The following is a 26,906-nucleotide window of genomic DNA, read 5'->3' as shown; positions in this document are numbered from 1 at the left end:
TAAGCTCCTCCCTTCGACTGCGCTCAGGGTAAAATCGGTATCACAATTGTTATTATTCCAATTCTGGCAATAACACCACTCCCATGTTGTACAACGTGAAGGCCTGAAGATCTACATTTTCCTGGATGGTTGCTGCTACGGATTTTCCGGCACCGTGTCCTGCATTGATGTCAATACGGATTAGTGTCGGGTTTGTTCCGGTTTGTTTTTCTTGTAATTCAGCAGCAAACTTGAAACTGTGTGCTGGCACTACTCTATCATCGTGATCCCCTGTAGTGACCATGGTTGCTGGATATTGAATCCCTTTTTGTATGTTGTGTACTGGAGAATAGCCTTTGATGTAGCTGAACATTTCCTTACTGTCCTGCGCCGTTCCGTAATCATACGCCCAACCTGCTCCTGCAGTAAAGGTGTGGTAGCGCAACATGTCCATTACGCCCACTGCTGGTAATGCAACTCGCATCAAGTCCGGACGTTGCGTCATGGTAGCTCCCACTAGCAATCCTCCGTTTGACCCACCACGAATGGCAAGATATTGTGAAGATGTATATTTTTGAGCAATCAGATATTCAGCCGCTGCGATGAAATCATCAAATACGTTTTGCTTTTGCATTTTGGTTCCCGCATCATGCCATTTTTTCCCGTACTCGCCACCACCACGTAAATTGGGTACGGCATAAACGCCTCCGTTTTCCATCCAAACGGCATTGGCAATACTGAAACTTGGTGTCAAACTCACGTTAAATCCTCCGTAACCGTAAAGCATTGTTGGATTTGTCCCGTCAAGTTTCAATCCTTTTTTGTGGGTGATAATCATCGGGATTTTGGTTCCGTCTTTGGAAGTGTAAAACACTTGTTTGGACTCGTATTGCTCACTGTTGAAATCTACTTTTGGTTTTTCATACACCGCAGAAGTTCCGGTTGCTGGTTCGAATGAAAAAGTAGAACCCGGAGTAATATAATTCGTGAAGGAATAATACACCGTTTTTTCTTTTTTCTTTCCGCCAAAACCACCGGCAGTTCCTACGCCCGGCAATTTAATTTCACGAACTAGTTTTCCGGAATAGTCATATTGTTTCACCACCGAAACGGCATCTTTCATATAATTAGCAAAGAAATACCCGCCACCTGTGGATGGAGACAACACATTCTCCGTCTCAGCAATAAAATCTTTCCAGTTTTCCGGTTTCGGGTTTTTTACGTCTACGGTAACAATGCGTTTGTTGGGCGCATTTAAGTCGGTTTCTATGAATAGTTTTCCGCCTTCGTTTTCAATAATGTTGTTGTCGCTCTTGAAATTATCAACTATAGTCACAATAGGACTGTTTGACTTTGTCAAATCTTTGATGTACAATTCGTTTCCGTAGGTAGAATTAGACGCTGTGATTACCAGATAATGGTCGTCTTCCGTAACTCCACCACCTACATAACGTCGTTTTTGGTCGGCACCAAAAATCACTTGATCCTGTTTTTGTGCAGTCCCTAATTTATGGAAATACAGTTTATGCTGGTCAGTTTTTGCTGATAATTCGCTTCCTTTTGGTTTGTCATAACTGGAATAGTAAAAACCTTCATTTCCTCTCCAAGACACACCGCTAAATTTTACATCGACAATAGTGTCTTCGATTATTTTTTGGGTAATGGCATCCATGATAATGACTTTTCTCCAGTCGCTTCCGCCCTCTGAAATAGAATAGGCTACTTTAGAACCGTCTTTAGAGAAATCTAACCCACCCAACGAAGTTGTTCCGTCTTTAGAAAACGTATTGGGATCCAAGAACACGGTTTCAGTTCCTTTGGCGTCTTTTCTGTACAACACTGATTGGTTTTGTAATCCGTTATTTTTATAGTAATACGTGAAATTTCCTTCTTTGAAAGGCGCTCCTATTTTTTCGTAATTCCACAGTTTTTCCATTCTTGATTTCAAGACATCGCGAAACGGAATTTGCGCCAAATACCCGTAGGTCACTTCATTTTGGGCTTTTACCCAGGCACCCGTTTCCGCTGATTTGTCATCTTCGAGCCAGCGGTATGGATCCGGAAGTTTAGTGTCGAAGTACACATCCACGGTTTCCCCTTTACTTGTAGTGGGATAGGTTAGCGGTTTTGGATTTGGGTTTTGGCCGAAAGTCGCCATTGCAGAAGTTACAGCCATTATTAAAAAAGTGTTTTTCATTAGATTCTGTTTTAGGTTGTTACAAAAATAGGAAAAATAGTTAGTCTTGTAACGGTGTGAAAGTCTTTAATAAAACTAAAAAATAGTGTTTGGAGAAAGGTGATTTTATAAAATATTTCTTTGAAGTTTAAAAATACTAATTAAGTTAAAAAAAATCAACCACATAGAAACATAGATTTCTGACTAACAGTTAAAGAAAGCATAGAAAATAGTTCTATTCTTCGCATAGCTTGGCTAGTGAAAGTGAAATGGCTATATTTTCTTTTAAAAACTAAAAAAATCTATGTTCCTTATGTGGTGAAAAAAATTAATTAAATGTAATGGGTCGAGCTTACAAATTAAAATTCACACCCAAAATGATGTTTCTTCCAATGTTTGGAATACCATCTGTTTTTAGACGGGAAAGATGTGCGATGTATCTTTTATCAAATAAATTATTCCCGTTGATGTTGACATCAAAAGCGGTTTTACCCAGTTTTACAGTTCCGCCAAAACCTAAATTCACTAAGTTATATCCATTTGATTCTGTTTCAAAACCGCTTACATTTTTTTGATTGAACGTACTGGAAACATTTAGTGTTGCAAAACCATCTTCTAACCAGTTTTTGATTTTGAATTCGGTTCTAATGGTGTTGTTCCAATTGTTAGCCGGGATTAACGGCAAATAATCTCCGTTTTGTTTTTCGCCGGTTACCGTTTCAAAACTCGTTTCAAAATGCAACCAATCCAATGGATGCGGATGAAAATGCAGTCCGATTTCGCCTCCGTATAATTTGGCGTTATTCTGAATATAATCAAAAATAGCATTCTCTGCAACCATTTCTCCTGTTGGCGAAGTGTAGATATAATTGTTGATGTGATTGTAAAATCCGTTTACAAAAAACTCAAAATGATCCGTTTTGTATTCTAAATTTAAATCCGTTTGCACATTTTGCTCAGTTTTTAAATCGCTATTTCCTACTTCATAACGATTCGTCCCTTCATGAACTCCATTAGAAGTTAATTCGGCAAGGTTTGGCGCTCTAAATCCTGAAGCTACATTCAAACGCAACGTCAAATCATCGACCAGATCGGTTTTGTAACCCAACGATGCATTAAAACTGTCGTACGATTTATTAATGGCTTCAAAAGAACCTTGTTCGCCTGTAATTCCTTGTGCATCCGTAATGATATTTCTATTATCGAAACGCAAACCGGCTTGCAACACATTCGTATTCCACTCATAATTAGCCGTCCCAAAAACACCAAAATCATTGGTAACCGCATCCGGAATTAAATATTCTTCCCCTGAATTTATATTGGTTTGGTGCATTCCCTGAATTCCAACAATGGTCTCTATTTTTCCCATTTTTGGTAAATGGTATTTTGCATTGTAATTGAATGTCTTTAGTTTCATGTGTAAAACCGCCACATTGCTGTCTTCAAACTCGCTTCGATCATTGGCAATATACCCTAAGTCGACATCCAACTTTGATTTTTCGAAAAAGAAAACATTGTTTAAACTCAACAAATGATTAAAAATTCCTTGTTTTGGAAATCCAGTTTTCTTGCTAGTCGTTTGGTCCGCAATACCATTTTCCGGAATTCCCAAATCTAATTCATTGTAATTGTAACGCAGTACACTTGAAAACTTGGCATTACTATAACCAATTCCTGTTTTAAAATCGGTTTCATTGTAACGGGTATTTGTTACTCTATCGCCACCTGAAATTTTATAATCAGCATGCGTGTTGTAACTTCCACGAGCCATGAATTTCCAGTTGTCTGTGGAGGTTTTCAAACCCAAAGAAGAACTGCTTCCAGCAGTATTCGAGAAATATTTTTGACTGAAGTTTGTTTTAAAAGTATTCGCGTCAGCAAATTTTTCGGGATTAAAATACAAAACACCACCCAAGGCATCAGAACCGTACAACAAAGAAGCCGGTCCTTTAATCACCTCAACACTTCCTATTCCAGAATCGTTCAATCCCAAACCGTGTTCGTCACCAAACTGCTGGTTTTCTATTCGAACACCTTGTGAATATACCAAAACACGATTGCCACTCAAACCACGAATTACCGGTTTCCCAATAGACGTACCGGTAGAAACCTGAGAAACTCCGGGAATAGTCGCCAATCCTTCAATTAAAGTGGCAGTTCCTTTTCGTTGTAAATTTTTGATGCTTTCGTGCTCCACTTTCATCACGTTTTGCGATTGTATTTTATTGAAAGCGGTTGAAACGATTACTTCATCCATCTCGAAAATTGCTTCCACAAGTATAATATCTAATATATTTTCTTTTTGAAGACTGCTTATGGTTTTATTTTGGGTTGCAAATCCTAAGAAAGTAAAGCTAATTCTTACGTTTCTATTTGGAATATTTGAAAATGCATATTTTCCGTTATCATCTGTTGTGGTTCCTTTATGCAATTCGGACGCATACACTGAAACGCCTTTTACAGGTTGGTTTTTTAAATCGGTTACGGTTCCCGATAGCGTATTTTGTGCTTGAAGCATTGCCGAAAATCCCAAGAATAGGGCTATTATAAATTTTTTCATTGAAAATGATTGTATAGTTTTTCCTCTCCCCAGCCCTCTCCAAAAGAGAGAGAGCCGAGACCGGAATTATTTAGTAAATAAAACGTGTAAAACTTGCTGAAATAAATTCAACAGAAGCTGAAATAAATTCAGCTTAAACTATTTACGGGTGGACCTCGGAGGGAATACAAACTGCCGGAAAACGAAATAACTGTTTCCGCTGCAGTAAAAAAATAAGGGATTTCTTCAATACTGGAGTACAATTGATAGGAGAAATCTTTTGGCGTAATGTAACTGCCAAAAGCGAATTCACAAACATAACAATGGTCAACTTTCTGGTGTTGGTGTGTTATCTCTGTACCGGTAACATTGTATTTATGGTGGCACTGCTTTTCGGAAAGCTGTTTAGCCAAATGCTCATAGGTGTGCAGTGACTGAAACAGTATTGAGAACAAGACCGTAACAACCAGAGAAAGACTTACTATGAGTTTATTCTTTTTCATTCGAGCCAAAGGTAACAAAAACAAGAAAAAAGAAAACCATTTATCTCACAAAATATATTTTTGCGAAACAAATGGTTTCATTTTAAAAATAAAAATCGATTTATACCAATTTGGCTGCGATCAAATATTCAGCAATCTGGATGGTATTTGTCGCCGCTCCTTTTCTCAAGTTGTCCGCAACAATCCACATATTTAAAGTATTTTCTTGGCTTTCGTCCCGGCGAATTCTACCTACAAAAACGTCATCTTTTCCTTGCGCATACATTGGCATTGGGTACGTGTAGGTGTCATTATTGTCCTGTACGACTACGCCATCGGTATGATGCAAAATGTTTCGTACTTCGTTTACATCAAAATCGTTCGTGAATTCTACGTTTACCGCTTCACTGTGTCCGCCTACAATTGGCACCCGTACCGCAGTCGCTGTAACAGCAATTGTATTATCGCTTAATATTTTTTTGGTTTCACGTACCAATTTCATCTCTTCTTTCGTGTACCCATTTTCTTCAAAAGAATCACATTGTGGAATCGCATTTCTGTGAATTGGATATTTGTAGGCCATCTCACCCTGAACGCCTGCGTATTCATTTTCCAATTGTTGCACTGCTTTTACGCCTGTTCCAGTGATGGATTGGTAGGTAGAAACAATGACCCGTTTGATGTTGTATTTTCTGTGCAACGGAGCCAGAACCAATACCATTTGAATGGTAGAGCAATTTGGATTTGCAATGATTTTATCTGCGGCGGTCAATTCTGTTGCATTGATTTCCGGAACGATTAATTTTTTAGTCGGATCCATTCGCCAAGCCGATGAATTATCGATAACGGTTGTTCCTGCTGCTGCAAATTTTGGAGCCCACTCCAGTGAAGTGTCGCCTCCTGCAGAAAACAAAGCAATATCTGCTTTCATATCTACTGCAGTTTGCATGCCTACCACTTTATATTTTTTGCCCTTGTATTCAATTTCTTTACCCACTGAGCGCTGTGAAGCAACGGGAATTAACTCGGTTACAGGGAAATTTCTTTCTGCCAAAACTTTCAACATTACTTCGCCAACCATTCCGGTAGCTCCTACAACTGCTATTCTCATAGTATATTTTTAGTATTACTTCGTCCGTTCGCCTTTCAGGCTCGGGTGAATATTAAATTTGAAGTACAAAAGTAAGTAATATTGAAATCAAAACAAGGAGGTTAACAAAAAATAACAAAATGTTATATTTTCAACAAATTAAAAGACAACCTCAAATTTCCCATTAAAAAATCTGCTCTTTTTTAATCGCAAACCTATAAATAGTATTTTAAACCATTAAGAGATTAAGAAAACTAAGTTGTAAAGTATTTCTCCCGGCACCTTATTATGTTAAGGATGAAAATCATCTTGTTTTATATAACCTTTTGAATAAAGAAAAAAGGCCTCTATTCCAAAGCGGTTTAGCTATACTGTAGTCGAAATTACTTTTTCAATAAATCTCTAATCTCAGTCAGCAATTGTTCCTGTGTTGGTCCAGCTGGAGCAGCGACGGCAACAACTTCCTTTTTCTTGGCCTTTTCAGCAGCTCTTAAAACCACAAAAATAAAGAATGCAATTATTATGAAGTTGATAATGGCTTGGACCAAATTACCGTAGGTAATCACGGCGGCACCCGCAGCTTTTGCAGCAGCCAGGGTTTCGTAACTATTTCCGTCTAAGGTGATAAATTTTTGGGTAAAATCAATTCCTCCGGTTAACAAACCAACAACTGGCATTATAACATCATCAACAGCTGAGCCTACAATTTTGCCAAATGCGCTAGCAATAACCACCGCCGTCGCTAAACTTAAAACGTCTCCCTTCATCAAAGAGGCTTTGAAATCACTAAAAAATCCCATAATTTATTTTTTTAGGTTAAAATTTACTTCTGACAAACGAATTTAATAAAAATTTTAAAAGTAGTAACAGTCCCTTCTTCTAAATTTAATCGCTACCTATAAAACACGCGTTTCACCCGTTGCGAAATACTGGTCAAAATTTCATAGGGAATTGTATTTAATTTCTGGGCTATAAAAGAAACCGTTGGATTTTCGCCAAAAATAAGTATTGAATCACCTTCTTTGCATTCAATGCCGGTGACATCAACCATCAGCATGTCCATACAAATACTCCCAACGATATAGGCTTTGGTATTTTTTACCATAACAAATCCCAAACCATCTCCCCAGCCTCTGGAAATCCCATCAGCATATCCTATGGGAATTGTAGCAATTTTTGTTGGTTTTTCGGCTACAAATCGGCGGCCATAGCCTACGCTTTCTCCAGCAGCAATCGTTCTTATTTGTGAGATCACGGATTTTAGTGTCCCCACATTTTCGAGTTGCTTTTGTTCTTGGGCATCATTTGAAACTCCATAAAGACCAATTCCTAGCCGAACCATATCGTATTGCGAATCCAGAAAATTGCTTATTCCAGAGGTGTTCAGGATGTGACGCAAGGGTTTTATTTGCAATTCAGACATCAATTTAGAGGATACTTTCTCGAACAAATTAATTTGGGAATGAGCAAAATCCATGTGTTCAAGATCATCGCTCGTAGCCAAGTGTGATAAAATACTTTTTATTTGCACGGTACTGTTTCCTCTTAGCGCAGCTATCAGTTCATCGAGGGTATTTTCTTCAAAGCCCAATCGATGCATGCCGGTATCGAATTTAATATGAATTGGAAAATGCTTTAAATTTTTTTGTTTTGCTATTTTCAAGAACGCATATAAACCTTTTAAACAGTAAATTTCCGGTTCCAACTGATGTTGAATAATAGCCGAAAAACTAGTATTCTCTGGATTAAGGACCATAATAGGCAAATTAATGCCCCCGTTTTTTAATGAAATTCCTTCATCGGCAAAAGCCACGCCCAAATAATCTACTTTATGATGTTCCAGTAATTTAGCAATTTCGAGTCCGCCGTTTCCGTACCCGAATGCTTTTACCATAACCATAATTTTTACTTTTGGTAGCAACTTTGATTTAAAAAAATTCAGGTTGTAACTAATAGCATTCAGGTTGATTTCTAGGACCGTTTCATGTGTCTTCTCCTCTAATAAGTACACAATTTCTTCAAACTGGAACGATCTCGCCCCTTTTATCAAAATGGTTTCATTACCAAAGTCCAAGTTTTCAAAATCAGCGACAAATGCAGCTGTGTTTTGGAAAGTACTGCAGTTAGCAAACTTGTTTTTAAATGCTGAAATGGTTTCGCCAATACCAATTACCCGTGTAATCCGGTTGGAAACAATTAGCTCAGCCACCTTCGAGTACAACACATCGTTAGGCAAACCGCTTTGAAAAATATCAGATAGAATGACTGTTTTCTTTTTATACTGTTTTTGACTTTCAAGAAAATCCAACGCAATTTTTAAGGATTGAAAATCAGAACTGTAACTGTCATCAATAATACTGCTATTGTTGATTCCGTTTTTGACTTTCAATCGCATTTCTACCGGATACAACAACTCCATGCGGTTTTGAATCGTTCTGTCATCGTATTTAAAATACAACAAAACCATCAAACAGGAAATTGCATTTTCTATCGACGCCTCATCCTGAAATGGTATTTTTATGTCAAACTTGTTGTTGTTTTGTAGCACCGTCAAAACGGTCTTGTCTAAAACTCCCTTTTTAGCAATCAGAACCGAAGCCTTAGCATCGTTATAACTCCAGCAAAAAACGGCGGTATCGGGACGGATCAACAAATCAATTGTTGGATTTTTATGATAAATAATGACTTGGACATCCTGGAAAAGTTTCAATTTTTCTTTGATTTTGTCACTGATATCAGCAAAACCTTCGTCATGTGCCGTCCCTATATTCGTGAGAATTCCAATCGTAGGTTTAATGATTTTTTCGAGTTTTTCCATTTCTGAAACCGTAGAAATACCGGCTTCAAAAATTCCTAAATTGTGTTTTTCATTTATCGCAATCACAGACAGCGGAACACCAATTTGAGAGTTGTAACTCTTTGGACTTCGGATAACGTTATAATCCGGACTTAATAAAAAATTAAGCCATTCTTTGACTATCGTTTTACCGTTACTTCCCGTAAGCCCAATGATAGGAAAATCAAAGAGGCTGCGATATGCTGCGGCAAATTGTTGCAAAGCCAACAAGGTATTGGTCACTACGTAAAAATTAGCTTTCCCTTCACAATCTTCAGGAATATGGGTAACTACAAAATTCTGGACGCCACTTGCAATTAAATTTTTGAGATAAAGGTGCGCATCCGTATTGGCTCCAACCAATGCAAAAAACAGCGTTTTCGGGCCATTTTGCAAAGAACGACTGTCTATAGAAATAGAATCAATAGCCATCGTACTGCTGGTTCCAATAAACTTTGCGGGGATATTTTGTATGCTATTTAGAATTTTTTTGCTCATGGAATAAAAAAAAGATTGAGGTGAATTTCTTTTTTGAAAATGATACTTTCAACAGGCTGTTTATTTGCAAAACTTCCTCAAAAATAGCACTTCTTTTCAAAACGAAGCGACAGATTTACGATAATTATGAGCAATTTCGTTTATTAAAAACAAGAAACTCTTTTGATATGCTTTACTAATTTTGACAGATTACCTATATTTGTTTGATACAAAATCAAAACTATTGAAAAAAACCCTTCCCCTTTTCTCTTATATTTTCCATCCAATATTCATTCCGGCAATGGCAACATTGTTCTACCTTTTTTTTAATGGATCTGATTTTGTGAGTCAAGAAAAGATATTCATTTTTTTTCAGGTGTTGATTGTGACGGTGTTAATTCCTGTTTTGGCCTTTTTTCTCTTACGCGCTACAGGAAATATAGATTCCATAATGGTTTCTAAAATATCCCAGCGTAAAATACCCTTAATACTTCATTGTTTCTTGATCATCTTATTAGTTCGAAAAAGTATCACTATTGATTCCTATCCAGAGTTGCATTTTTTTTTATTGGGGGGACTTTTGAGTTCATTATTAGCTCTAATCCTATTATTTCTGCAGATAAAAGCAAGCCTGCACATGATAGCTTTCAGCTCTTTGACTGTATTTATCATTGGATTAAGCCTGCACCTTCAAATTCAAAATATTTTTACTATTGCATTACTACTACTGTTGAATGGCGTGGTCGCGACTTCTAGACTGGAAATGAAAGCGCATACCATTAAAGAACTCCTTTTAGGTTTTGTTCTGGGAATTATTCCACAATTGCTTCTATTGGTTTTATGGCTATAAAATATAAAATACTATGCCAATATTTAATGCTTTCATGGTAATTGACTTGTCTTCTATTTTTGCCGATTTGAATATTGAATTTAAACCATAATAGGCATACAAATTAATTGTATTGTATCCTGCAGAGACATAAGCCCCGTATTGTAATTTATTAAAATCTTTATTTCCTGTAACCACCACTTTGCCTTGAGCACTATCAAAAACGGACTTGTCGTAGAGCAAATAACTAAACTTTATTCCTGTATAAATGCGCCAAAATTTATGGCTTTCATAAGTAGAGGTTCGCCATCTAAACTCAACAGGAACATCAACTGAAAGTAGGGAAAACTTATTTTTATTATAATCCCTATTGGCATCAATCAGGGCATAAACTGGCATACCGTCTGTTGCAGAAATGGCTATGTTTTGATTGTAATTATTATATGTAAATCCAATACCGGAAGCTATTGCAACGGTTCTCTTTTTATTTAAAGGCATATCCCGCAAAAAACCACCTGACAAACCCGACGAAAATTTGCTTTGTGACAACCCCGAAGGGCCGTCCGTCAATATATTGTAAGTGATCCCAAAATAGAACTGATCCTCACGATACAAGGAATCCACTTTCATAATTAGAGTATCTTGTGATGGTGTATTTTCCTGAGAAAAAACAGTAGCAACCATTAGCAGCAGAAAACAACTAAGAAAAATTCGCATAATTTTTTGGTTTTAAATCGCTCAATGATTCTATCAAACACCCTTGGCTTCCAATTCTCATTAAAACGATACAAATATACCCTTTTGATCGTTTTGTGATAAATAACAACCACAAATAATCCTTTTTAAGACCTTTAAAGATAAAAACGCTCTAAGTTCTTGCAGCCACGGAATTCTATTTGACAGAAAGGACTGAACTACCCTTGTTGACCTAAAGGAAGGACGGCTCACAAAAAATTAATACTGGTATTGCCTGCTGATCTTTTTTTGTTTACTCTCTTGACAAACTAAAAAATTGACCACGCCCTAAAACAAAAAATGCTCCCCTTTTAGGAAGCATTATTTCATCGCAGAGAGGAAGGGATTCGAACCCTCGATATGTTGCCATATACACGCTTTCCAAGCGTGCGCCTTCAGCCACTCGGCCACCTCTCTATTTTATTACGGCTGCAAAGAACACGAAAAAAAACGAGTTAGAAAAGTAAAATCTGAATATTATGTCATTTCTCCTCGTAAAGAAGTTTCAAAAATAGTTTTGAAGTCTTTTGGGGCTATTTTTTTGCTCAATAAATACATCAATTTTGTGATTCCCGCCTCGGTGGTGATGTCTTTTCCGGAAATCACACCAATTTCTTTCAGTCCGGTACTGGTTTCGTATTGCCCCATACTGACACTCCCGCCAGAACATTGGGTAACGTTAACAATATGTAACCCGCCGGCAATCGCTTTTTTCAAGAGGTTTAAAAACCAATCCTCTGTAGGTGCATTCCCAGCTCCGTAGGTTTCTAAAACAACACCTTTAAGATTCGGAATATTTAAAATAGCGGATAAAACTGCTTCACTGATTCCAGGAAACATCTTGATAATGGCAACATTATTGTCTAAATTTTTATGCACTTTGAATTCCTCCGTTCCTTTTTTAGGCAAAAACAATTCAGGATTCAACTTTAAATGCACCCCAGACTCCACCAATTCCGGATAATTTGGAGACGTAAATGCTTTAAAATGTTCTGCATTAATCTTTGTAGTTCTATTGCCTCGGTATAATTTGTATTCAAAATAAAGACACACTTCACTGATAACCGGATGATTATTATTTTGCAGAGAAGCTATTTGAATGGCTGTAATCAGGTTTTCTTTAGCATCGGTACGCAAATCCCCTATGGGTAATTGTGAACCGGTAAAAATAACTGGTTTTGACAAATTTTCAAGCATAAAACTCAGCGCTGAAGCAGAATACGACATAGTATCGGATCCATGAAGCACAACAAATCCATCAAATGAAGTATAATTATCTGCAATAATTATAGCCATTTTTGCCCATTTTTCAGGATTCATGTTCGAGGAATCTATAGGATTTTCAAAAGAAACGGTTTCGATCTCACAATCCAATTGTTTCAATTCTGGAATTCGCTGTAACAATTTACTAAAATTGAATGCCTTAAGGGCTCCTGTTTCAAAATCTTTTCGCATACCAATAGTTCCTCCGGTATATATTAAAAGTATTTTGGCTTTATACAACATCGTGGTATTTTAATTTGTTCACAACTGGATTTGCATACATGGCCAAAAAACTTTCAAGAGCCACTGGATTGTCATGATCAATTCGCATTTCCAGTCTGCGCTCGAACAATGATTTTTCATTTTCAGTATACAAATGGGAATATCTATCGGTCTTATTTACAATATCAAAAGCAATAAAATTCGTTGGCCATAATTTGTAATTACTCAATATGGCATTATCAATTACTTGTGCCAAAGCTACTATTTGCTTATTTGAGTTCTCGTTTTCTGCAATAATGGCATCAATTTCAATATCTAAAACTTTCCCAACATGAATGTGTATTCTCTTCTTTTGCCCTAGAGCACCACTCAGAATCGTCATGAAATCTTCATTCTTTTCCTTGACATACACTTCATTATTGGCTTCAGCCATCAATTGTGGCATTTTCAGAGCATCAGTAGGATCATACTCGTACGAAATAGATACGGGTACAATTTTAATTTTCTTGAAATAATCCATTAAATTCTTTTCATCAGAACCCATACCCACCATTTTCAAAACACCCGGATTGGTCTCATCCTTGCCGTCTTTCGTTCTTCCTTCTCGCTGTGCTATCCATACAGAACGGTTTTCATGAAGCAATAAATTCCCTATATATTCCGACAATAGTTTTGAACTCTGCAGCATTTCTCTTGGAGTCAATCCCCGTTGTACTAAAAAATTACGGTTCAGTTTTGCCAAGGTATTCAGAAACGATTTTTTTACTAAATTATCCCCAATCGCTGAGGCTGTCATCACTAACCCATGTTCAAATAAAGCTGTGTTTAATAACGTAGTATCCAAAAGGATGTCCCGATGATTTGAGACAAACAAATAAGAAGTGTTTTTCTTTAACTTTTCAAAACCGGAAGTGGTCATTCCTTCTGAACTTTTTTCTAGTATTCTTTGAACCGATTGGTATATAAAATTACATTGAAAATCCCGAATGGAGTGCGTTTTCCTGAGTTGTTCTTTCCAAACTTCGTCAGCAGCACCCGGAAAAGTAAAGTTCATCAATGCTTTCATCATTGGGTGATTAATCACATCTTGAAGTGCTTCGTTTATTTCGGAATCATAAAATGGCCGAATAGCGTCAAATTTCTGCATTGTTGATTTTTCTATATTTGTGTGGGCAAATGAACAAAAAAAAAGTCAAAATAAAGTGAATTCTACTTTAAATCCCAAAAATAGCTTTAGAATTCTCGGTGGTTCGCATTGCTATTTCATGTGTTGAAAGGCCATAAATCTGGGCTAACTTATCGACTACGCTGACTATATAACTACTTTCATTCCTTTTTCCACGAAAAGGAATTGGGGCTAAATATGGGGAATCTGTTTCTAAAACAAGATGCTTTATATCGATCTGTTTCAAAAATTGATCGATTTTTCCGTTTTTGAAAGTAACAACCCCGCCTATTCCAAGCTTCATATTATACGAAATTGCCCTTAAAGCTTGTTCATACGTTCCAGAAAAACAATGAAAAATACCAAATAAATCATCCGATTTTTCTTGTTCCAGAATTTCGAAAATTTCATCAAATGCATCCCGACAATGAATCACAATAGGTAACTTATATTCTTTAGCCAATTGAATCTGCTTTTTGAAAGCAATTTGTTGCTGAGGCAAATGGGTTTTATCCCAATACAAATCGATCCCAATTTCACCAACAGCGTAGAATTTTCTTTTCGCCAGTTCGTTTTCCACATGCTGTAATTCTTTCAGATAATTCTCTTTCACATACGTGGGATGCAAGCCCATCATCAAGAATACGTTTTCAGGATACTTTTTTTCTAAAGTATACATGGATTCCGTGAACGTCGAATCGATTGCCGGAATAAAAAAACGCGACACACCCGCTTCAATGGCGCGTTGAATCATTTCATCTCGGTCTTGATTGAATTCCTCAGAATATAAATGAGTATGGGTATCGGTAATTATTACTTTTGTTTCCAAGTGTCGTCTTTTAAGAATACAAAATTACAAGAATTAAACTAGTCAAAAAAATGGTTTAACAAAGATTGCGATAGAAAAAAGATTCCAAAACTGCATACAACAACTTGTATCTTTGTAAAAGGGACACTATAATTCCGAAAACAAATTCTGCCTAGATGAAAAACCTCCACAAAATCCTTAAAAAAGAAAACTACAAAAAAGTAAAATTTAAGATTACTAAAACCCAACACCTTTTGATTAAAGCCAAAATCAACGGTATCAAAGGAAATTTCATTTTAGATACAGGTGCTTCAAGTAGTTGTATCGGATTTGAATGTGTTGATTTGTTTCTATTGGAAGCTAAAAAATCAAAAACTAAAGCTTCAGGAGCTGGAGCTTCCGGAATGTTGACACAAATAGCTACAAAAAATCAATTGCAACTAGGCACTTGGAAAGACAGTGCTTTTGACGTCGTAATTTTCGATTTATCTCATATAAACGAAGCTTTAACACAACACAAATCAAAACCCGTTCATGGAATCATAGGAGCCGATGTTTTAATGAAAGGAAAAGGAATCGTGGACTATTTTAATTATTGCTTATATTTACAATAGAAAAACGACCTTAAAACCTTAAAGAAACATGAAAAATATTTTCAAAAAATTATTGGTATTTATGGGACTACTTTTATTTTCTTGTTCTCCCGCCGACTTAACTAACGAAAATGAAACAATAACTAATTCAGATTCCAACAATCTCAGTATTTTAAAAACCAGCTATTCAAAAATTTGGGACTTCGATAATTTAACGGAATGGGAAGATGCTACTCAAGTTGGCAATCCAAATTACTGGATTGAAAATGGGAATTTACGTATTTTCACAAATCCAAATACGTGGGAAAGATCAAAAGTAAAAACGATTTCAAGTTTTGCCGCTGGAACCTATAGCTGGAATGTTTATATCCCCGAAATGGGCGTTGGTGACATGGCTAGCATTGGAGCTTTTTTATATAATAATGACACACACGAACTCGATTTTGAGATTGGCTATGGATCACAAGCCATTCGAAATCAATTAGCAGCAGAACCAGACGATCTTATCGTATACATGATCTCACAGGGCAATCCGTTCCAATCTGTTCAAAGGAAAATCAAAAGAAGACAATGGTATAATCTTACACTACAATTATCCCTTACTTCTAATGGGCGATACAATGTAAGTTGGAAAATCAATGATGCAATTATGGCAAGTGTCCGACTTAATTATGGTAAAAACACCAAATTTAACATCTATTGCAGTGTCGAAAATTTACAATTTATAGGCGACCACATTCCGAAAAGCCAAAATTACGCACTTTTTGATGTTGTGGAATTCAAAGGAATTTTAATAAAAAAATAAAAAATCCGTTTAGTTCTAAAACTAAACGGATTTTTTATTTTTTTATTAATTCAATTACAATTCTAATGCTTTTTTAGGATTGTTCTCTAACAATAATTCCATTGGGTTTTCTAAGGCTTCTTTTACGGCCACCAAGAAACCAACAGACTCACGACCATCAATAATTCTATGGTCATAAGACAACGCCACATACATCATTGGGTGAATTTCTACTTTTCCGTTTACGGCAATTGGGCGCTCGATAATGTTGTGCATTCCAAGAATTCCTGACTGTGGCGGATTGATAATTGGCGTACTCAACATACTTCCAAAAACACCACCGTTAGTAATCGTAAACGTTCCACCAGTCATATCATCCACTGTGATTTGTCCGTCACGCGCTTTAAGGGCTAATCTTTTAATGTCGGCTTCAACTCCACGGAAAGTCAAGTTCTCCGCATTACGAACTACAGGAACCATTAATCCTTTTGGTCCTGAAACTGCGATAGAAATGTCGCAAAAATCGAAAGCGATCTTATGATCCCCATCCATCATTGAGTTTACATCTGGAAATAATTTTAATGCTCTGGTCACTGCTTTAGTAAAAAAAGACATGTACCCTAAACCAATTCCGCCATGTTTTGCTTTGAATGCGTCTTTGTATTCATTCCGAATCAAGTTGATTGGCGTCATGTTTACTTCATTAAAAGTAGTTAACATGGCTGTTTCGTTTTTAGCAGCCACTAATCGTTCTGCCACTTTACGACGTAACATTGATAATTTTGAACGTTCGGATCCACGAGACCCACCAGTAGGCGTCCCCATTGAAGGCGCCGCATGTACGGCATCGTCTTTAGTGATTCTTCCGTCTTTTCCAGTTCCTGTTACTGAAGTTGTTGCTATATTTTTTTCGTCTAATATTTTTCGTGCTGCCGGAGATGGAGTTCCTGAAGCGTAAGTTGCTGCTGCTGGAGCGGCTTTTGGTGCTTCTGTTTTAGTTTCCACTTTTGGCGCTTCAACTGTTTTTGTAGCTTCAGCAACTGGCGCATCGCCTGCTGGTTTTACGCCGTCCGTATCAATGTGACAAACTACTGCTCCTACTGCAACTGCATCTCCTTCTTCCGCTTTCAAAGTAATGATTCCGCTGGCTTCTGCTGGCAATTCTAATGTTGCTTTATCAGAATCAACCTCAGCAATGGCTTGGTCTTTCTCTACATAATCTCCGTCTTTTACCAACCAAGTTGCGATTTCAACTTCCTTTATAGATTCCCCTGGTGATGGGACTTTCATTTCTAAAATCATGTTCTATTATTTTAAATTATGAATTTTAAGTTTTAAATTGTTCTTGAACAACTTATGTGTGTTAGATGTATTGTTTTTTAGCCCTGATGGCAGCGACATCCTTTTTCTAGCTTCTTTAGCTAGGAAAAGATATAGCGTACAGCAGGAAATAGCTCCTTATTATCGGTATAAATTTTTATCAAAAACCATTCGCAATGCATCAGCCTGACGGCGTTTTGCTCTTGTATAACTTCCTGAGGCCGGTGCCGCATACGCTTTTAGTGAAGCCAATCTCCATTTTACTAAATCAAAATTCATTAGCATAAAGCTGTAAGCCCCCATGTTTTTTGGTTCTTCTTGTGCCCAAACATAATCATCTGCATTAGGGTATTTAGCGATAATGGCTTTTAATTGTTCTACCGGTAATGGGAACAATTGCTCGATTCTAACTACAGCCACATCATTTCTGTCCAGAATTTCTCTTTCGGCAGTAATGTCATAATAGAATTTTCCGGTACAGAAAACCAGCGTTTTCACATGCGCTTTATTCACTGTTTCATCATCAAATGTTTCTTGAAAACTCCCTGTTGCAAATTCTTCAACGGTAGATACTACCCTTGTATCCCGCAACAAACTTTTAGGCGTAAACACAACAAGTGGTTTACGAAACGTTGTTTTCATTTGTCTTCTCAAAAGGTGAAAGAAGTTGGCTGGTGTAGTACAATCTGCCACATACATATTGTGTCTGGCACAAAGTTGTAAATATCGCTCCATTCTGGCTGATGAATGCTCCGCTCCTTGTCCTTCGTATCCGTGCGGCAATAATAAAACAATTCCGTTTTGATTGTTCCATTTATCTTCGCCACAAGAAATATACTGATCAATTATAATTTGGGCACCGTTACTAAAATCACCAAACTGTGCTTCCCAGATGGTTAATGTATTTGGGTTGGCTAAAGCGTACCCATAATCAAACCCTAAAACAGCATATTCAGACAACAGCGAATTGAAGATATTGAATTTCCCTGTTGCTCCTTCTAAAGTACTCAACAAAATCACTTCTTCTTCTGAATCCTCTACTTTTACAACGGCATGACGGTGAGAGAACGTGCCTCGCTCTACATCTTGCCCCGAAATACGAACATCATATCCTTCTTTTAAAAGTGACCCATAGGCTAAGTGCTCTGCCATGGCCCAATCCAGCTTGTTTGTTTCAAAAAACATTGTTTTTCTATCGTTGACAAGTTTTTGTATTTTGCTGATAAATTTTTTGTCTGCAGGTAAGTTACAAATTACGTTTGCAACCTCAGTAAGTCCGGCTACTGGAAAAGTAGTGTCTACTTTTTTGAGCATTTCAACATCCGAAACCTGTTCAAAACCTTTCCATTCGTTTTTCATGAATGGCGTTATAATAGTCAAATCTTTTTTACGGGAGGCTTCTAAATTCACCTCTAGATTTGATTTGTATTCTTTTTCTAATCCTTTTACAAAAGTACTGTCAACAACTCCTTCGGCAAGCAATTTCTCCATGTAGATGTCTCTTGGGTTTTTATGCTTTGCAATGATTTTGTACAATACGGGTTGGGTAAAACGAGGCTCATCGCCTTCATTATGTCCATATTTTCTATATCCCAATAAATCAATAAACACATCCCTACCAAATTCCATTCTGAAGTCCAATGCAAAGGACATCGCGTGAACTACTGCTTCAGCATCATCCGCATTTACATGCAAAACGGGCGAAAGGGTAACTTTAGCAACATCAGTACAATAGGTAGAGGAACGAGCATCCAGATAATTGGTGGTAAAACCGACTTGATTATTGATAACAATATGTATAGTTCCTCCCGTTTTATAACCATCCAATTGTGCCATTTGCACAATTTCATACAAAATTCCCTGACCCGCAATTGCAGCATCTCCGTGAACGGCGATTGGCAATACTTTTGAGAAATCGTTAGGGAAATATTTATCTTGTTTGGCTCTTGTGATTCCTTCGATTACTGCACCTACTGTTTCAAGGTGCGACGGATTAGGAGCTAAATTGATATTAATTTTTTTACCGGTACTGGTCACTTTATCCGCTGTAAGTCCTAAATGGTATTTTACATCGCCGTCAAAATATTCTTGATCGTAATCTTTACCGTCAAACTCTCCAAAGATGTCTTGGGTCGATTTGCCAAAAATATTTGCCAACACATTCAAACGACCACGATGTGCCATTCCCATAACAAATTGCTCAACTCCTTTTTCAGCTGCTTTCTCGATTAAAGCATCTAATGCAGGAATAATTGATTCCCCACCTTCTAGAGAAAAGCGTTTTTGACCTACATATTTAGTGTGCAAAAAATTCTCAAAAGAAACGGCTTGGTTTAATTTATTAAGAATGGATTTTTTTTCATCCAATGAAAATTTAGGCTGATTGTCATTGTAGCCTAATTTTTTCTGAATCCACTCCACTACTTCCGGTTTACGGATATACATATATTCCACCCCGATGTGCTGGCAGTATATTGTATCAAGATGCGTTATGATTTCCTGAAGCGTACAAGGCTGTATTTCCATAACCTTGGCTGCATCAAAAACAGTATTTAAGTCTGCTGATGAAAGTCCAAAATTTGTGATTTCTAGAGTTGGTGATGATACTCGTCTTTCTCGAACCGGATTTGTTTTAGTAAACAAATGACCGCGAGAACGGTATCCATCTATTAATTTTAATACATTGAACTCCTTTTGAAGCTTGTCAGAAACCAAGCTAATATCTGTATTATTAGCCGCAAAATTTGCAATTTGCTCGACTTTATGATCCTCGCCGTAAGAACTCATCCCAAAGTCAAAACCTTGAAAGAAACTTCTCCAACTAGGCTCAACGCTGTCTGGATTTTCTATATATTGATCGTATAATTGAGCGAAAAATTCTGTATGTGCTGCGTTTAAAAATGAAAACCTATCCATAATATTTAGTGAATATACCTTTTTGATTAAAATAGTTTGGCAAAAGTACAATAATACAATAAATTTATAATTTATTTTAAGATACTTTTACATCTTAAATTGTTAAAAATCTAGAAACTTATGGCAAAAAAGCGCTTTTTCGAGGTTACCAAATCGTTTTTAGTACTTATTGCCTTGTTTTTTGCAAGTGCTCTGTTTGCACAACAAAATACAATATATACCACTATGCCAAACCAGTTTTGGAGAAATGTACAATTTGGAGGTGGACTGGGTTTAGGCTTTGGTTCCGGCTACACGGACATTTCGTTAGCGCCAAGTGCCATTTATAATTTTAATGAATATGTGGCTTTGGGACTGGGAGTGCAGTATAAATATTTGAAGCAACGCGATTTTTTTGCTTCTCATTTGTATGGCGGTAGTGTTATAGGATTATTTAATCCAATCCCCGAAATCCAACTTTCGACGGAACTGGAACAATTAAGAGTCAATGTAAATCTGGATGGATCCAATAGCAATTCTCAAAACTACTGGAATACAGGTTTATTCATCGGCCTTGGTTACAGATCTGGAAACGCCACTATTGGTGGGCGATATAATGTTTTGACTGACAAAAACAACATTTACGGCAGTGCCTTTATGCCTTTTATTAGAGTGTATTTTTAATTATCTGCGATGAAAAAAACTTTTCAATTATGCTGTATTTTATTTATAAGTTACAGTTTTGCTCAAAACAATATTTTACAATCTGGGCCCATGGTGGGGTATTGCGAAATGACCGAAGCGATGATTTGGTTGCAAACCAACAAAAAAGCTTCGGTGAAAATAGCTTATTTTGCCCTTGACAATCCTACTAATATATTCTACTCCGACGTGTATTCATCTTCAAAAGAAGTTGGCTTCACGCATCATATTATTTTAGATCAATTAGAACCCGGAAAAAAATATACGTATGCTGTTTTCATAAATGACAAAAAAATCATCTTGCCCTACGAGACTTCTTTTTCATCAAAGAAACTTTGGGAATGGCGCGAAGATGCTCCTGATTTCACAGTAGCCATTGGAAGTTGTTCCTATTTTAATGAAACTCCGCTGGACAGACCAGGAAAAGCCTACGGAAGTGAGTATGGCATTTTTGAAAGTATTGCCAAAAAAAATCCAGAAATCATGATATGGAGTGGTGACAATATTTATCTCAGAGAAGCGGACTGGGATAGTAAAACCGGGATTTATCATCGGTATACGCATTCAAGGTCGGTAAAAGAAATTCAGCCTTTGCTGGCAAAAACTCAAAATTTTGCCATTTGGGATGACCATGATTTTGGTCCGGATGATAGCGATGGCAGTTTTTATAACAAATTTCTAACTCAAAAAGCGTTTAAAGATTTCTGGGCAAATAAAAGCTACGGTATGAATGCTGAACAAAACGAGGGTATTTATTCTACCTTTAGCTGGAGTGATGCACAGTTTTTTTTATTGGACGATCGGTTTTTCAAGACCCCAAATAACAGAATTACGGGCGAAAGAACGGTTTTAGGAAATACCCAATTAGAATGGCTGATTAACGCACTAAGTTCCTCTAAAGCCAGTTTTAAAATAATTGTAATGGGCGTACAAGTATTAAATTCCGTAGCGGAAAAGGAAAACTACAGCAACTACCCCAAAGAGAAAGAAAAATTGCTAAAAGAAATTCTTGATAATAAAATTAAGGGCGTTTTATTCCTAAGCGGTGATAGGCATTTTACTGAATTTTCCGAAGTTCCCCGCGAGAATGCCTACTCTTTATTTGACTGGACCGTTTCACCGCTAACTTCCGGTGTTGCCGCTGAAGGGGCATTAAAGGAAAACAATATTTACAGATCCAAAGGCAGTTTGATTACGCAACATAATTTTGGTATGATTTCATTCTTGGGTTCAAAGGAAAACCGCCAAATAAAACTAACTGTTTTTGATACTGCGGGAACTGAATTATGGAATAAAACAATCTTAAAAAAAGACTTACAATAACTAATACTTATTCCGGAACCACACTTTTTGCCATTCTCTTTTTAGGATCAAAAAAGCGACTTGTTCTGCCAGAACTACTAAATCAGATCCGTCTAGTTTTTTTATTTCTTCTTCGGAAACATCAATTATGTATAATAAATTGAGGTATTCAGCAAATTTGTATTGAATAAGTCGATATATTTTTTCGTGAAGCTGCAACTTCAATTCACTGGGAGAAATACCCAACGGAAAATCAATTGCTTCGTTAGCGAGATTGAAATCCTTATTCATTTGTTCGATTAATTTCAAATATAAGTTTTCACCCGCGGCTTCAGCAAGTAGTAAATCGGTATTTTTTGGAACTATAAACATATCTTTAAATATCAATGGCAATATGAATGTCAATTTTCAATATTGTTATTATTATACACTATACTTCTTGTTAAATTATAAATATAAACTTTCAAAGTCAATGTTGAAATTGATTATTGAAATTGAATTACACTTTTCTGCCCATTAAATTCTCCCCAAAAGATTTCAACATTGCTTTTTTATCGGCGCTAATATTCATTTTATCCAAGGTCTGAAACGCCTTAAAAGTAAAATCTTGTATTGCTTCCTGTGTTGCCGTAGCCGCACCAGAACTATTAAAAAGTGCTTTCACCGTCTCTATTTTATCCGTACTATTTTCCGGCTGAACAGAAAACAAATACCGCAATTCTTTAGCTTCCTCTTCTTTTGAAAAAGCTACTGCTTTTAGATACAAATACGTTTTTTTATTTTCTATAATATCACCGCCTACTTGTTTTCCAAAGGTTTCTGGATCCCCAAAAGCATCCAAGAAATCATCCTGTAATTGAAAAGCCAAGCCTAAATTGAGGCCGAAATCATACACCAGATTTGCGTTTTCCTCGGTAGTTCCTGCAATAATCGCTCCCATTTTCATGGCTGCTGCTACCAAAACAGCCGTTTTGTATTGAATCATCATCAGGTATTCCGGAATGGTAACATCATTGCGTTCTTCAAAATCGACATCCCATTGCTGCCCTTCGCAAACTTCAAGCGCTGTTTTGCTGAACAACTTGGCCAAATCCCGAAAAATAACGGGCTCATATTGTTCAAAATATTGATAGGCTAAAATCAGCATCGCATCCCCAGATAAAATTCCGGTGTTTATATTCCATTTCTCATGAACCGTTGCTTTTCCTCTTCGTAGTGGCGCATCATCCATAATATCATCGTGAACCAACGAAAAGTTATGAAAAACTTCAACGGCTAATGCGGCAGGCAATGCTTTTTGATACGGCGCATCAAAAATTTCGGCACTCATTAAGGTCAGTACCGGACGAATTCTTTTTCCGCCAAGGTCTAAAATATACCGGATGGGCTCGTACAAATTTCTTGGTTCTTTGGTTTCATATTGTGCCTGCAAATACTCCGAAAGAAACCCCTGATATTGATAAATGGAATGCATAAAATAAATTTTTGGCTAATTTACTCTATTCAAATTGTATTACAAACATCGTTTTACCTTCAAATGTTAAATAAACCAAAATACATTGGAAACTATTTTGGTGTTTAAAGTTTCCGTCTTATATTCGCACTCGAAATTAATCGTTCAAATCAACAAATTTGAATTTAATTAAAAAATACTGAAACCATTTCAGCCTTAAAAATGAAAGAAAAAATTATAACTAAAGCAAGTGAGATGTTTTTAAAACTAGGTTTTAAGAGCATCACCATGGATGATATTGCAGGAGAAATGTGTATTTCTAAAAAAACGATTTATAAATATTTCTGCAATAAAGAATTACTTATTGAGGAAAGCACCACTGCAATTCACAAACAAATCCATCAAATTATTGACCGTATTATTGCCCAGAATTATAATGCTATCGCAGAAAATTTTGAAATACGAAAAATGTTTAAAGAAATGTTTCAATCCTCAGACGACTCCCCCATTTACCAATTAAAAAAACATTATCCTGAAATTTATGAGAAAGTGATGACAAGAGAAATCAATGAATGCAACACCACTTTTGAACAAAACATAAAAAAAGGAATCGAACAAGGTTTTTACCGCGAGAATATAAATATTGAAAGTTACACGCGATTTTATTATTATTTAATTTTCAGTATAAAGGGCTGTACCAGTTCCGAAAAAGAAGCTCAAAAGATAGAACTTGAGATTTTAGAATACCATACCAGAGCTATGGCAACTCCCAGCGGGATAATTGAACTTGAAAAACATTTACTTAACTATACTACAAAATGAAAACTATAATTTTACTAGCCATCCTGACCTTTGGGATTTCGGCTCAATCACAAAACTCAGGCAACCCAGGTACAAGTCCCGTACAAACACTTACGCTAAAAGAAGCCATCAACTATGCTCTAGAAAACAAAGCAGATGCCAAAAAAGCACAATTACAAGTAGAGAACAGTGAATACCAAATTCAGGAAATACGCTCCAGAGCTTTGCCTCAAATTTCAGCTAATGGCAATTTGACGTACAATCCTGTAATACAAACAACTGTTATTGACGGAGCAGGATTTGGCGCTCCGGGAACTACCATCCAAGCCGCTTTTGGCCAACCATGGATTTCTACTGCCGGAGTTTCTCTGACACAGGCTATCTTCGACCAAACTGTTTTTACCGGCCTAAAAGCAGCAAAATCTACCAGAGAATTTTACCAGATCAACAATCAACTAACAGAAGAGCAAGTAATTGAGCGTGTGGCCAATAATTATTACCAAGTCTATGTGCAGCGACAAAAACTAACGGTGATTGACAGCACTTTAAAAAATACCACCAAAGTAAGAAACATCATCAAAGGACAATATGACAATGGTCTAGCCAAGAAAATTGATTTGGATCGAATTATAGTAAAAATTTCAAACATCAATACACAACGTCAACAGGTACTGAATGCCGTACAAATACAAGAAAATACCTTGAAATTTTATATGGGAATGCCCATAGAAACCCAAATCGAGATTCCACAAACTGCCTTTGAAGTAGGGTCACAAGCATTGTCTGAAATTCCAAATACGGCAAACAGAACGGAATACTTGCTTTTGAAAAAACAAGAACAACTATTATTTTATCAAAAAAAGGCTATTGAAGCTGCTTATTACCCAACATTATCACTGAATGCCGGGTACAATTATATTGGTCAGGGTCCTGTAATGCCTTTGGGCGGAAAACCTTCTAAAGGAGTGTACTGGTCTGATTTCTCTTCGATTGGCTTGAATTTGAAAGTACCGATATTTACTGGATTTGGCACTCGTGCAAAAGTGAGACAAGCCGATGTTGACCTACGAACTATCCACGAAGAGTTGGTTGATACCAAGTTGTCACTTGACCTGGCTTTTGCCAATGCAAAAACGCAAATTGACAACAGCTTAACCACAATCAAAAATCAGAAAGAAAATGCCCAATTAGCCAAAGAGGTTTTAAATAACACCCGAAACAACTATATACAAGGATTAACCACACTGACTGATTTACTGGATGCCGAAAACTCATTGACCGAAGCTCAAAACAACTACACATCAGCCATATTAGAGTACAAACTGGCAGAAATACAATTAGTCAAATCCAAAGGGGAATTAAAAACACTAACCAATAAATAATCAAAATGAAAAAAATAATAATAACAGTAGTAGTAATTGTAGCATCCTTAGGACTAATTGCCTACGTATTAACCAATAATAAAAAAGAAAACGAAGCTAAAACAACTATTGTTGCGGAGAAAAACGCCTCCGTTTCTGTTAGAGTTGAAACCGTAAAAACCGAAGCTGTTTCATTAGATTTCTCATCCAATGGAAATTTTGAACCCATACAAGAATTAAAATTTTCTGCTGAAAAATCAGGTAAAATAACAAAGATACTTGTAAAAGAAGGCGATTATGTTTCAGTAGGACAAACACTCGCCATTGTACGAAGTGATGTTATAAACGTAAATGCGCAAAACGCTAATGCGGTGTATCAAAATGCGGTGGCTGATTACACCCGATTTGAAAATGCATACAAAACAGGCGGCGTAACTAAACAACAAGTAGATCAGGTAAAACTAGCAATGGTAAATGCTAAATTCCAGTTAACACAAGCAAATATCAATGTTGGAGATACAAGAATCAAAGCGCCAATTAGTGGGTTTATCAATAAGAAATACATCGAGGTTGGATCAATCATTTCTGCTACACCTGCTACGGAATTGTTTGATATTGTAAATGTTTCCAAACTAAAACTAAAAGTTAACGTTAACGAAAGCCAAGTGGCCAGTTTAAAAGTAGGTACCGTCACAAAAGTTGTAGCAAGCGTTTATCCAGACCAAATTTTCTCAGGGAAAATCACTTTTATCGCCTCAAAAGCGGACGAAATTTTAAATTTCCCCATCGAGATTGAAATTACAAACAACGCTTCCAACGGTTTAAAAGCGGGTATGTACGGAACCGCTGAATTTGCATCGAAACAACAAAAACAATCGTTGATGATTGTTCCTAGAGATGCTTTTGTAGGAGGTGTAAGCAGCAATCAGGTTTTTGTAATTGAAAGCGGAACTGCCAAATTGAAAACAGTTACAGCTGGAAGAATTCTTGGGGACAAAGTAGAAATTCTAAACGGACTCTCAAATGGCGAAACTGTAATTGTCACAGGTCAAATCAACCTTCAGGACGGATCTAAAGTGGATGTCATTAAATAG

At 36.7% G+C, this 26,906-nt stretch carries 22 protein-coding genes and 1 tRNA gene; 8 read left to right on the top strand and 15 right to left on the bottom strand.

All coding sequences use genetic code 11. The features are described 5' to 3' along the window. Window positions 1–52 precede the first annotated feature (52 nt). The 6 genes from EKL99_RS08390 to EKL99_RS08365 all read right to left on the bottom strand — a co-directional run bounded on the left by EKL99_RS08390 (window position 53) and on the right by EKL99_RS08365 (window position 9,600). Entirely contained in the window at window positions 53–2,155 is a 2,103-nt protein-coding gene (locus tag EKL99_RS08390) for a prolyl oligopeptidase family protein (protein ID WP_231507416.1), read from the bottom strand. Window positions 2,156–2,507: 352 nt separating this feature from the next. After that, on the bottom strand, window positions 2,508–4,715 hold the full coding sequence (locus EKL99_RS08385) for a TonB-dependent receptor (protein ID WP_126576754.1): 2,208 nt from the start codon (window positions 4,713–4,715) through the stop codon (window positions 2,508–2,510). A 128-nt stretch (window positions 4,716–4,843) separates the two neighbouring features. After that, window positions 4,844–5,197 carry a hypothetical protein gene (locus EKL99_RS08380; protein WP_126553897.1) on the bottom strand — a complete coding sequence of 118 codons (354 nt, stop codon included), beginning with the start codon at window positions 5,195–5,197 and terminating at the stop codon, window positions 4,844–4,846. Window positions 5,198–5,297: 100 nt separating this feature from the next. Beyond that, the gene (locus EKL99_RS08375) at window positions 5,298–6,287 is read right to left on the bottom strand and encodes an aspartate-semialdehyde dehydrogenase (protein WP_126457529.1); all 990 of its coding nucleotides are present in this window, start codon (window positions 6,285–6,287) and stop codon (window positions 5,298–5,300) included. 362 nt (window positions 6,288–6,649) lie between these two features. Then, window positions 6,650–7,066 (bottom strand): large conductance mechanosensitive channel protein MscL, encoded by a 417-nt coding sequence (mscL, locus tag EKL99_RS08370; protein WP_126576753.1) that lies wholly within the window; start codon window positions 7,064–7,066, stop codon window positions 6,650–6,652. Between the two features lie 92 nt (window positions 7,067–7,158). Next, window positions 7,159–9,600 (bottom strand): bifunctional UDP-N-acetylmuramoyl-tripeptide:D-alanyl-D-alanine ligase/alanine racemase, encoded by a 2,442-nt coding sequence (locus EKL99_RS08365; RefSeq protein ID WP_126576752.1) that lies wholly within the window; start codon window positions 9,598–9,600, stop codon window positions 7,159–7,161. 223 nt (window positions 9,601–9,823) lie between these two features. On the opposite strand from EKL99_RS08365, the gene EKL99_RS08360 reads away from it, so the two are divergent. Next, window positions 9,824–10,429, top strand: coding sequence for a hypothetical protein (locus tag EKL99_RS08360; protein WP_126457532.1), 606 nt, complete (start codon window positions 9,824–9,826; stop codon window positions 10,427–10,429). On the opposite strand, the gene EKL99_RS08355 is transcribed toward EKL99_RS08360, so the two are convergent. From EKL99_RS08355 to EKL99_RS08335, 5 genes are all read right to left on the bottom strand, one after another. Further along, window positions 10,424–11,125 (bottom strand): porin family protein, encoded by a 702-nt coding sequence (locus EKL99_RS08355; RefSeq protein WP_126454357.1) that lies wholly within the window; start codon window positions 11,123–11,125, stop codon window positions 10,424–10,426. The genes EKL99_RS08360 and EKL99_RS08355 overlap by 6 nt on opposite strands. A gap of 350 nt (window positions 11,126–11,475) precedes the next feature. Next, window positions 11,476–11,560, bottom strand: a tRNA-Ser gene (locus EKL99_RS08350). Between the two features lie 60 nt (window positions 11,561–11,620). Continuing rightward, a complete protein-coding gene (locus EKL99_RS08345) occupies window positions 11,621–12,649 on the bottom strand; it encodes an asparaginase (RefSeq protein ID WP_126553903.1) in 1,029 nt (342 codons plus the stop codon). Next, complete coding sequence (locus EKL99_RS08340) at window positions 12,639–13,775, bottom strand: 1-acyl-sn-glycerol-3-phosphate acyltransferase (protein WP_126553905.1); 1,137 nt, start codon at window positions 13,773–13,775, stop codon at window positions 12,639–12,641. The genes EKL99_RS08345 and EKL99_RS08340 overlap by 11 nt, the downstream gene beginning before the upstream one ends. Window positions 13,776–13,842: 67 nt before the next feature. Next, on the bottom strand, window positions 13,843–14,622 hold the full coding sequence (locus tag EKL99_RS08335) for a TatD family hydrolase (RefSeq protein WP_126576751.1): 780 nt from the start codon (window positions 14,620–14,622) through the stop codon (window positions 13,843–13,845). 155 nt (window positions 14,623–14,777) lie between these two features. On the opposite strand from EKL99_RS08335, the gene EKL99_RS08330 reads away from it, so the two are divergent. Continuing rightward, window positions 14,778–15,215, top strand: coding sequence for a retropepsin-like aspartic protease (locus EKL99_RS08330; RefSeq protein WP_126457538.1), 438 nt, complete (start codon window positions 14,778–14,780; stop codon window positions 15,213–15,215). Window positions 15,216–15,243: 28 nt separating this feature from the next. Then, entirely contained in the window at window positions 15,244–15,999 is a 756-nt protein-coding gene (locus tag EKL99_RS08325) for a hypothetical protein (protein WP_231507409.1), read from the top strand. 54 nt (window positions 16,000–16,053) lie between these two features. Here the strand turns inward: EKL99_RS08325 and odhB are convergent, their stop codons facing one another. Both odhB and EKL99_RS08315 read right to left on the bottom strand, forming a co-directional pair. Further along, on the bottom strand, window positions 16,054–17,280 hold the full coding sequence (odhB, locus tag EKL99_RS08320) for a 2-oxoglutarate dehydrogenase complex dihydrolipoyllysine-residue succinyltransferase (protein ID WP_126553909.1): 1,227 nt from the start codon (window positions 17,278–17,280) through the stop codon (window positions 16,054–16,056). Window positions 17,281–17,439: 159 nt separating this feature from the next. Beyond that, window positions 17,440–20,214, bottom strand: a complete 2,775-nt coding sequence (locus tag EKL99_RS08315) for a 2-oxoglutarate dehydrogenase E1 component (RefSeq protein ID WP_126568961.1) — start codon at window positions 20,212–20,214, stop codon at window positions 17,440–17,442. Between the two features lie 120 nt (window positions 20,215–20,334). Between EKL99_RS08315 and EKL99_RS08310 the strand changes: the two genes are divergently transcribed. Next, window positions 20,335–20,877, top strand: coding sequence for a hypothetical protein (locus tag EKL99_RS08310; protein ID WP_126576750.1), 543 nt, complete (start codon window positions 20,335–20,337; stop codon window positions 20,875–20,877). Window positions 20,878–20,886: 9 nt separating this feature from the next. Further along, window positions 20,887–22,218, top strand: coding sequence for an alkaline phosphatase (locus tag EKL99_RS08305; protein ID WP_126576749.1), 1,332 nt, complete (start codon window positions 20,887–20,889; stop codon window positions 22,216–22,218). On the opposite strand, the gene EKL99_RS08300 is transcribed toward EKL99_RS08305, so the two are convergent. After that, the gene (locus EKL99_RS08300; protein ID WP_126457543.1) at window positions 22,219–22,569 is read right to left on the bottom strand and encodes a hypothetical protein; all 351 of its coding nucleotides are present in this window, start codon (window positions 22,567–22,569) and stop codon (window positions 22,219–22,221) included. It lies immediately after the preceding gene. A 127-nt stretch (window positions 22,570–22,696) separates the two neighbouring features. Next, window positions 22,697–23,671 (bottom strand): polyprenyl synthetase family protein, encoded by a 975-nt coding sequence (locus EKL99_RS08295; protein WP_126553913.1) that lies wholly within the window; start codon window positions 23,669–23,671, stop codon window positions 22,697–22,699. Between the two features lie 201 nt (window positions 23,672–23,872). Here EKL99_RS08295 and EKL99_RS08290 point away from each other — a divergent pair, with 201 nt between their 5' ends. Genes EKL99_RS08290 through EKL99_RS08280 form a run of 3 tightly spaced genes read left to right on the top strand, consistent with a single transcriptional unit; the run spans window position 23,873 to window position 26,906 of the window. Further along, window positions 23,873–24,472 (top strand): TetR/AcrR family transcriptional regulator, encoded by a 600-nt coding sequence (locus EKL99_RS08290; RefSeq protein WP_126561481.1) that lies wholly within the window; start codon window positions 23,873–23,875, stop codon window positions 24,470–24,472. Then, window positions 24,469–25,833: a TolC family protein gene (locus EKL99_RS08285; RefSeq protein ID WP_126561480.1), complete on the top strand. Its 1,365-nt coding sequence runs from the start codon at window positions 24,469–24,471 to the stop codon at window positions 25,831–25,833. The genes EKL99_RS08290 and EKL99_RS08285 overlap by 4 nt, the downstream gene beginning before the upstream one ends. A 5-nt stretch (window positions 25,834–25,838) precedes the next feature. Then, on the top strand, window positions 25,839–26,906 hold the full coding sequence (locus EKL99_RS08280; protein ID WP_126457547.1) for an efflux RND transporter periplasmic adaptor subunit: 1,068 nt from the start codon (window positions 25,839–25,841) through the stop codon (window positions 26,904–26,906).

It is taken from the genome of Flavobacterium sp. ZB4P23 (genome assembly GCF_003970375.1).
Classification (GTDB): Bacteria; Bacteroidota; Bacteroidia; order Flavobacteriales; family Flavobacteriaceae; genus Flavobacterium.
Note: the sequence above shows the minus strand (reverse complement) of the source record. Positions and strands in the feature narration are given on the sequence as shown.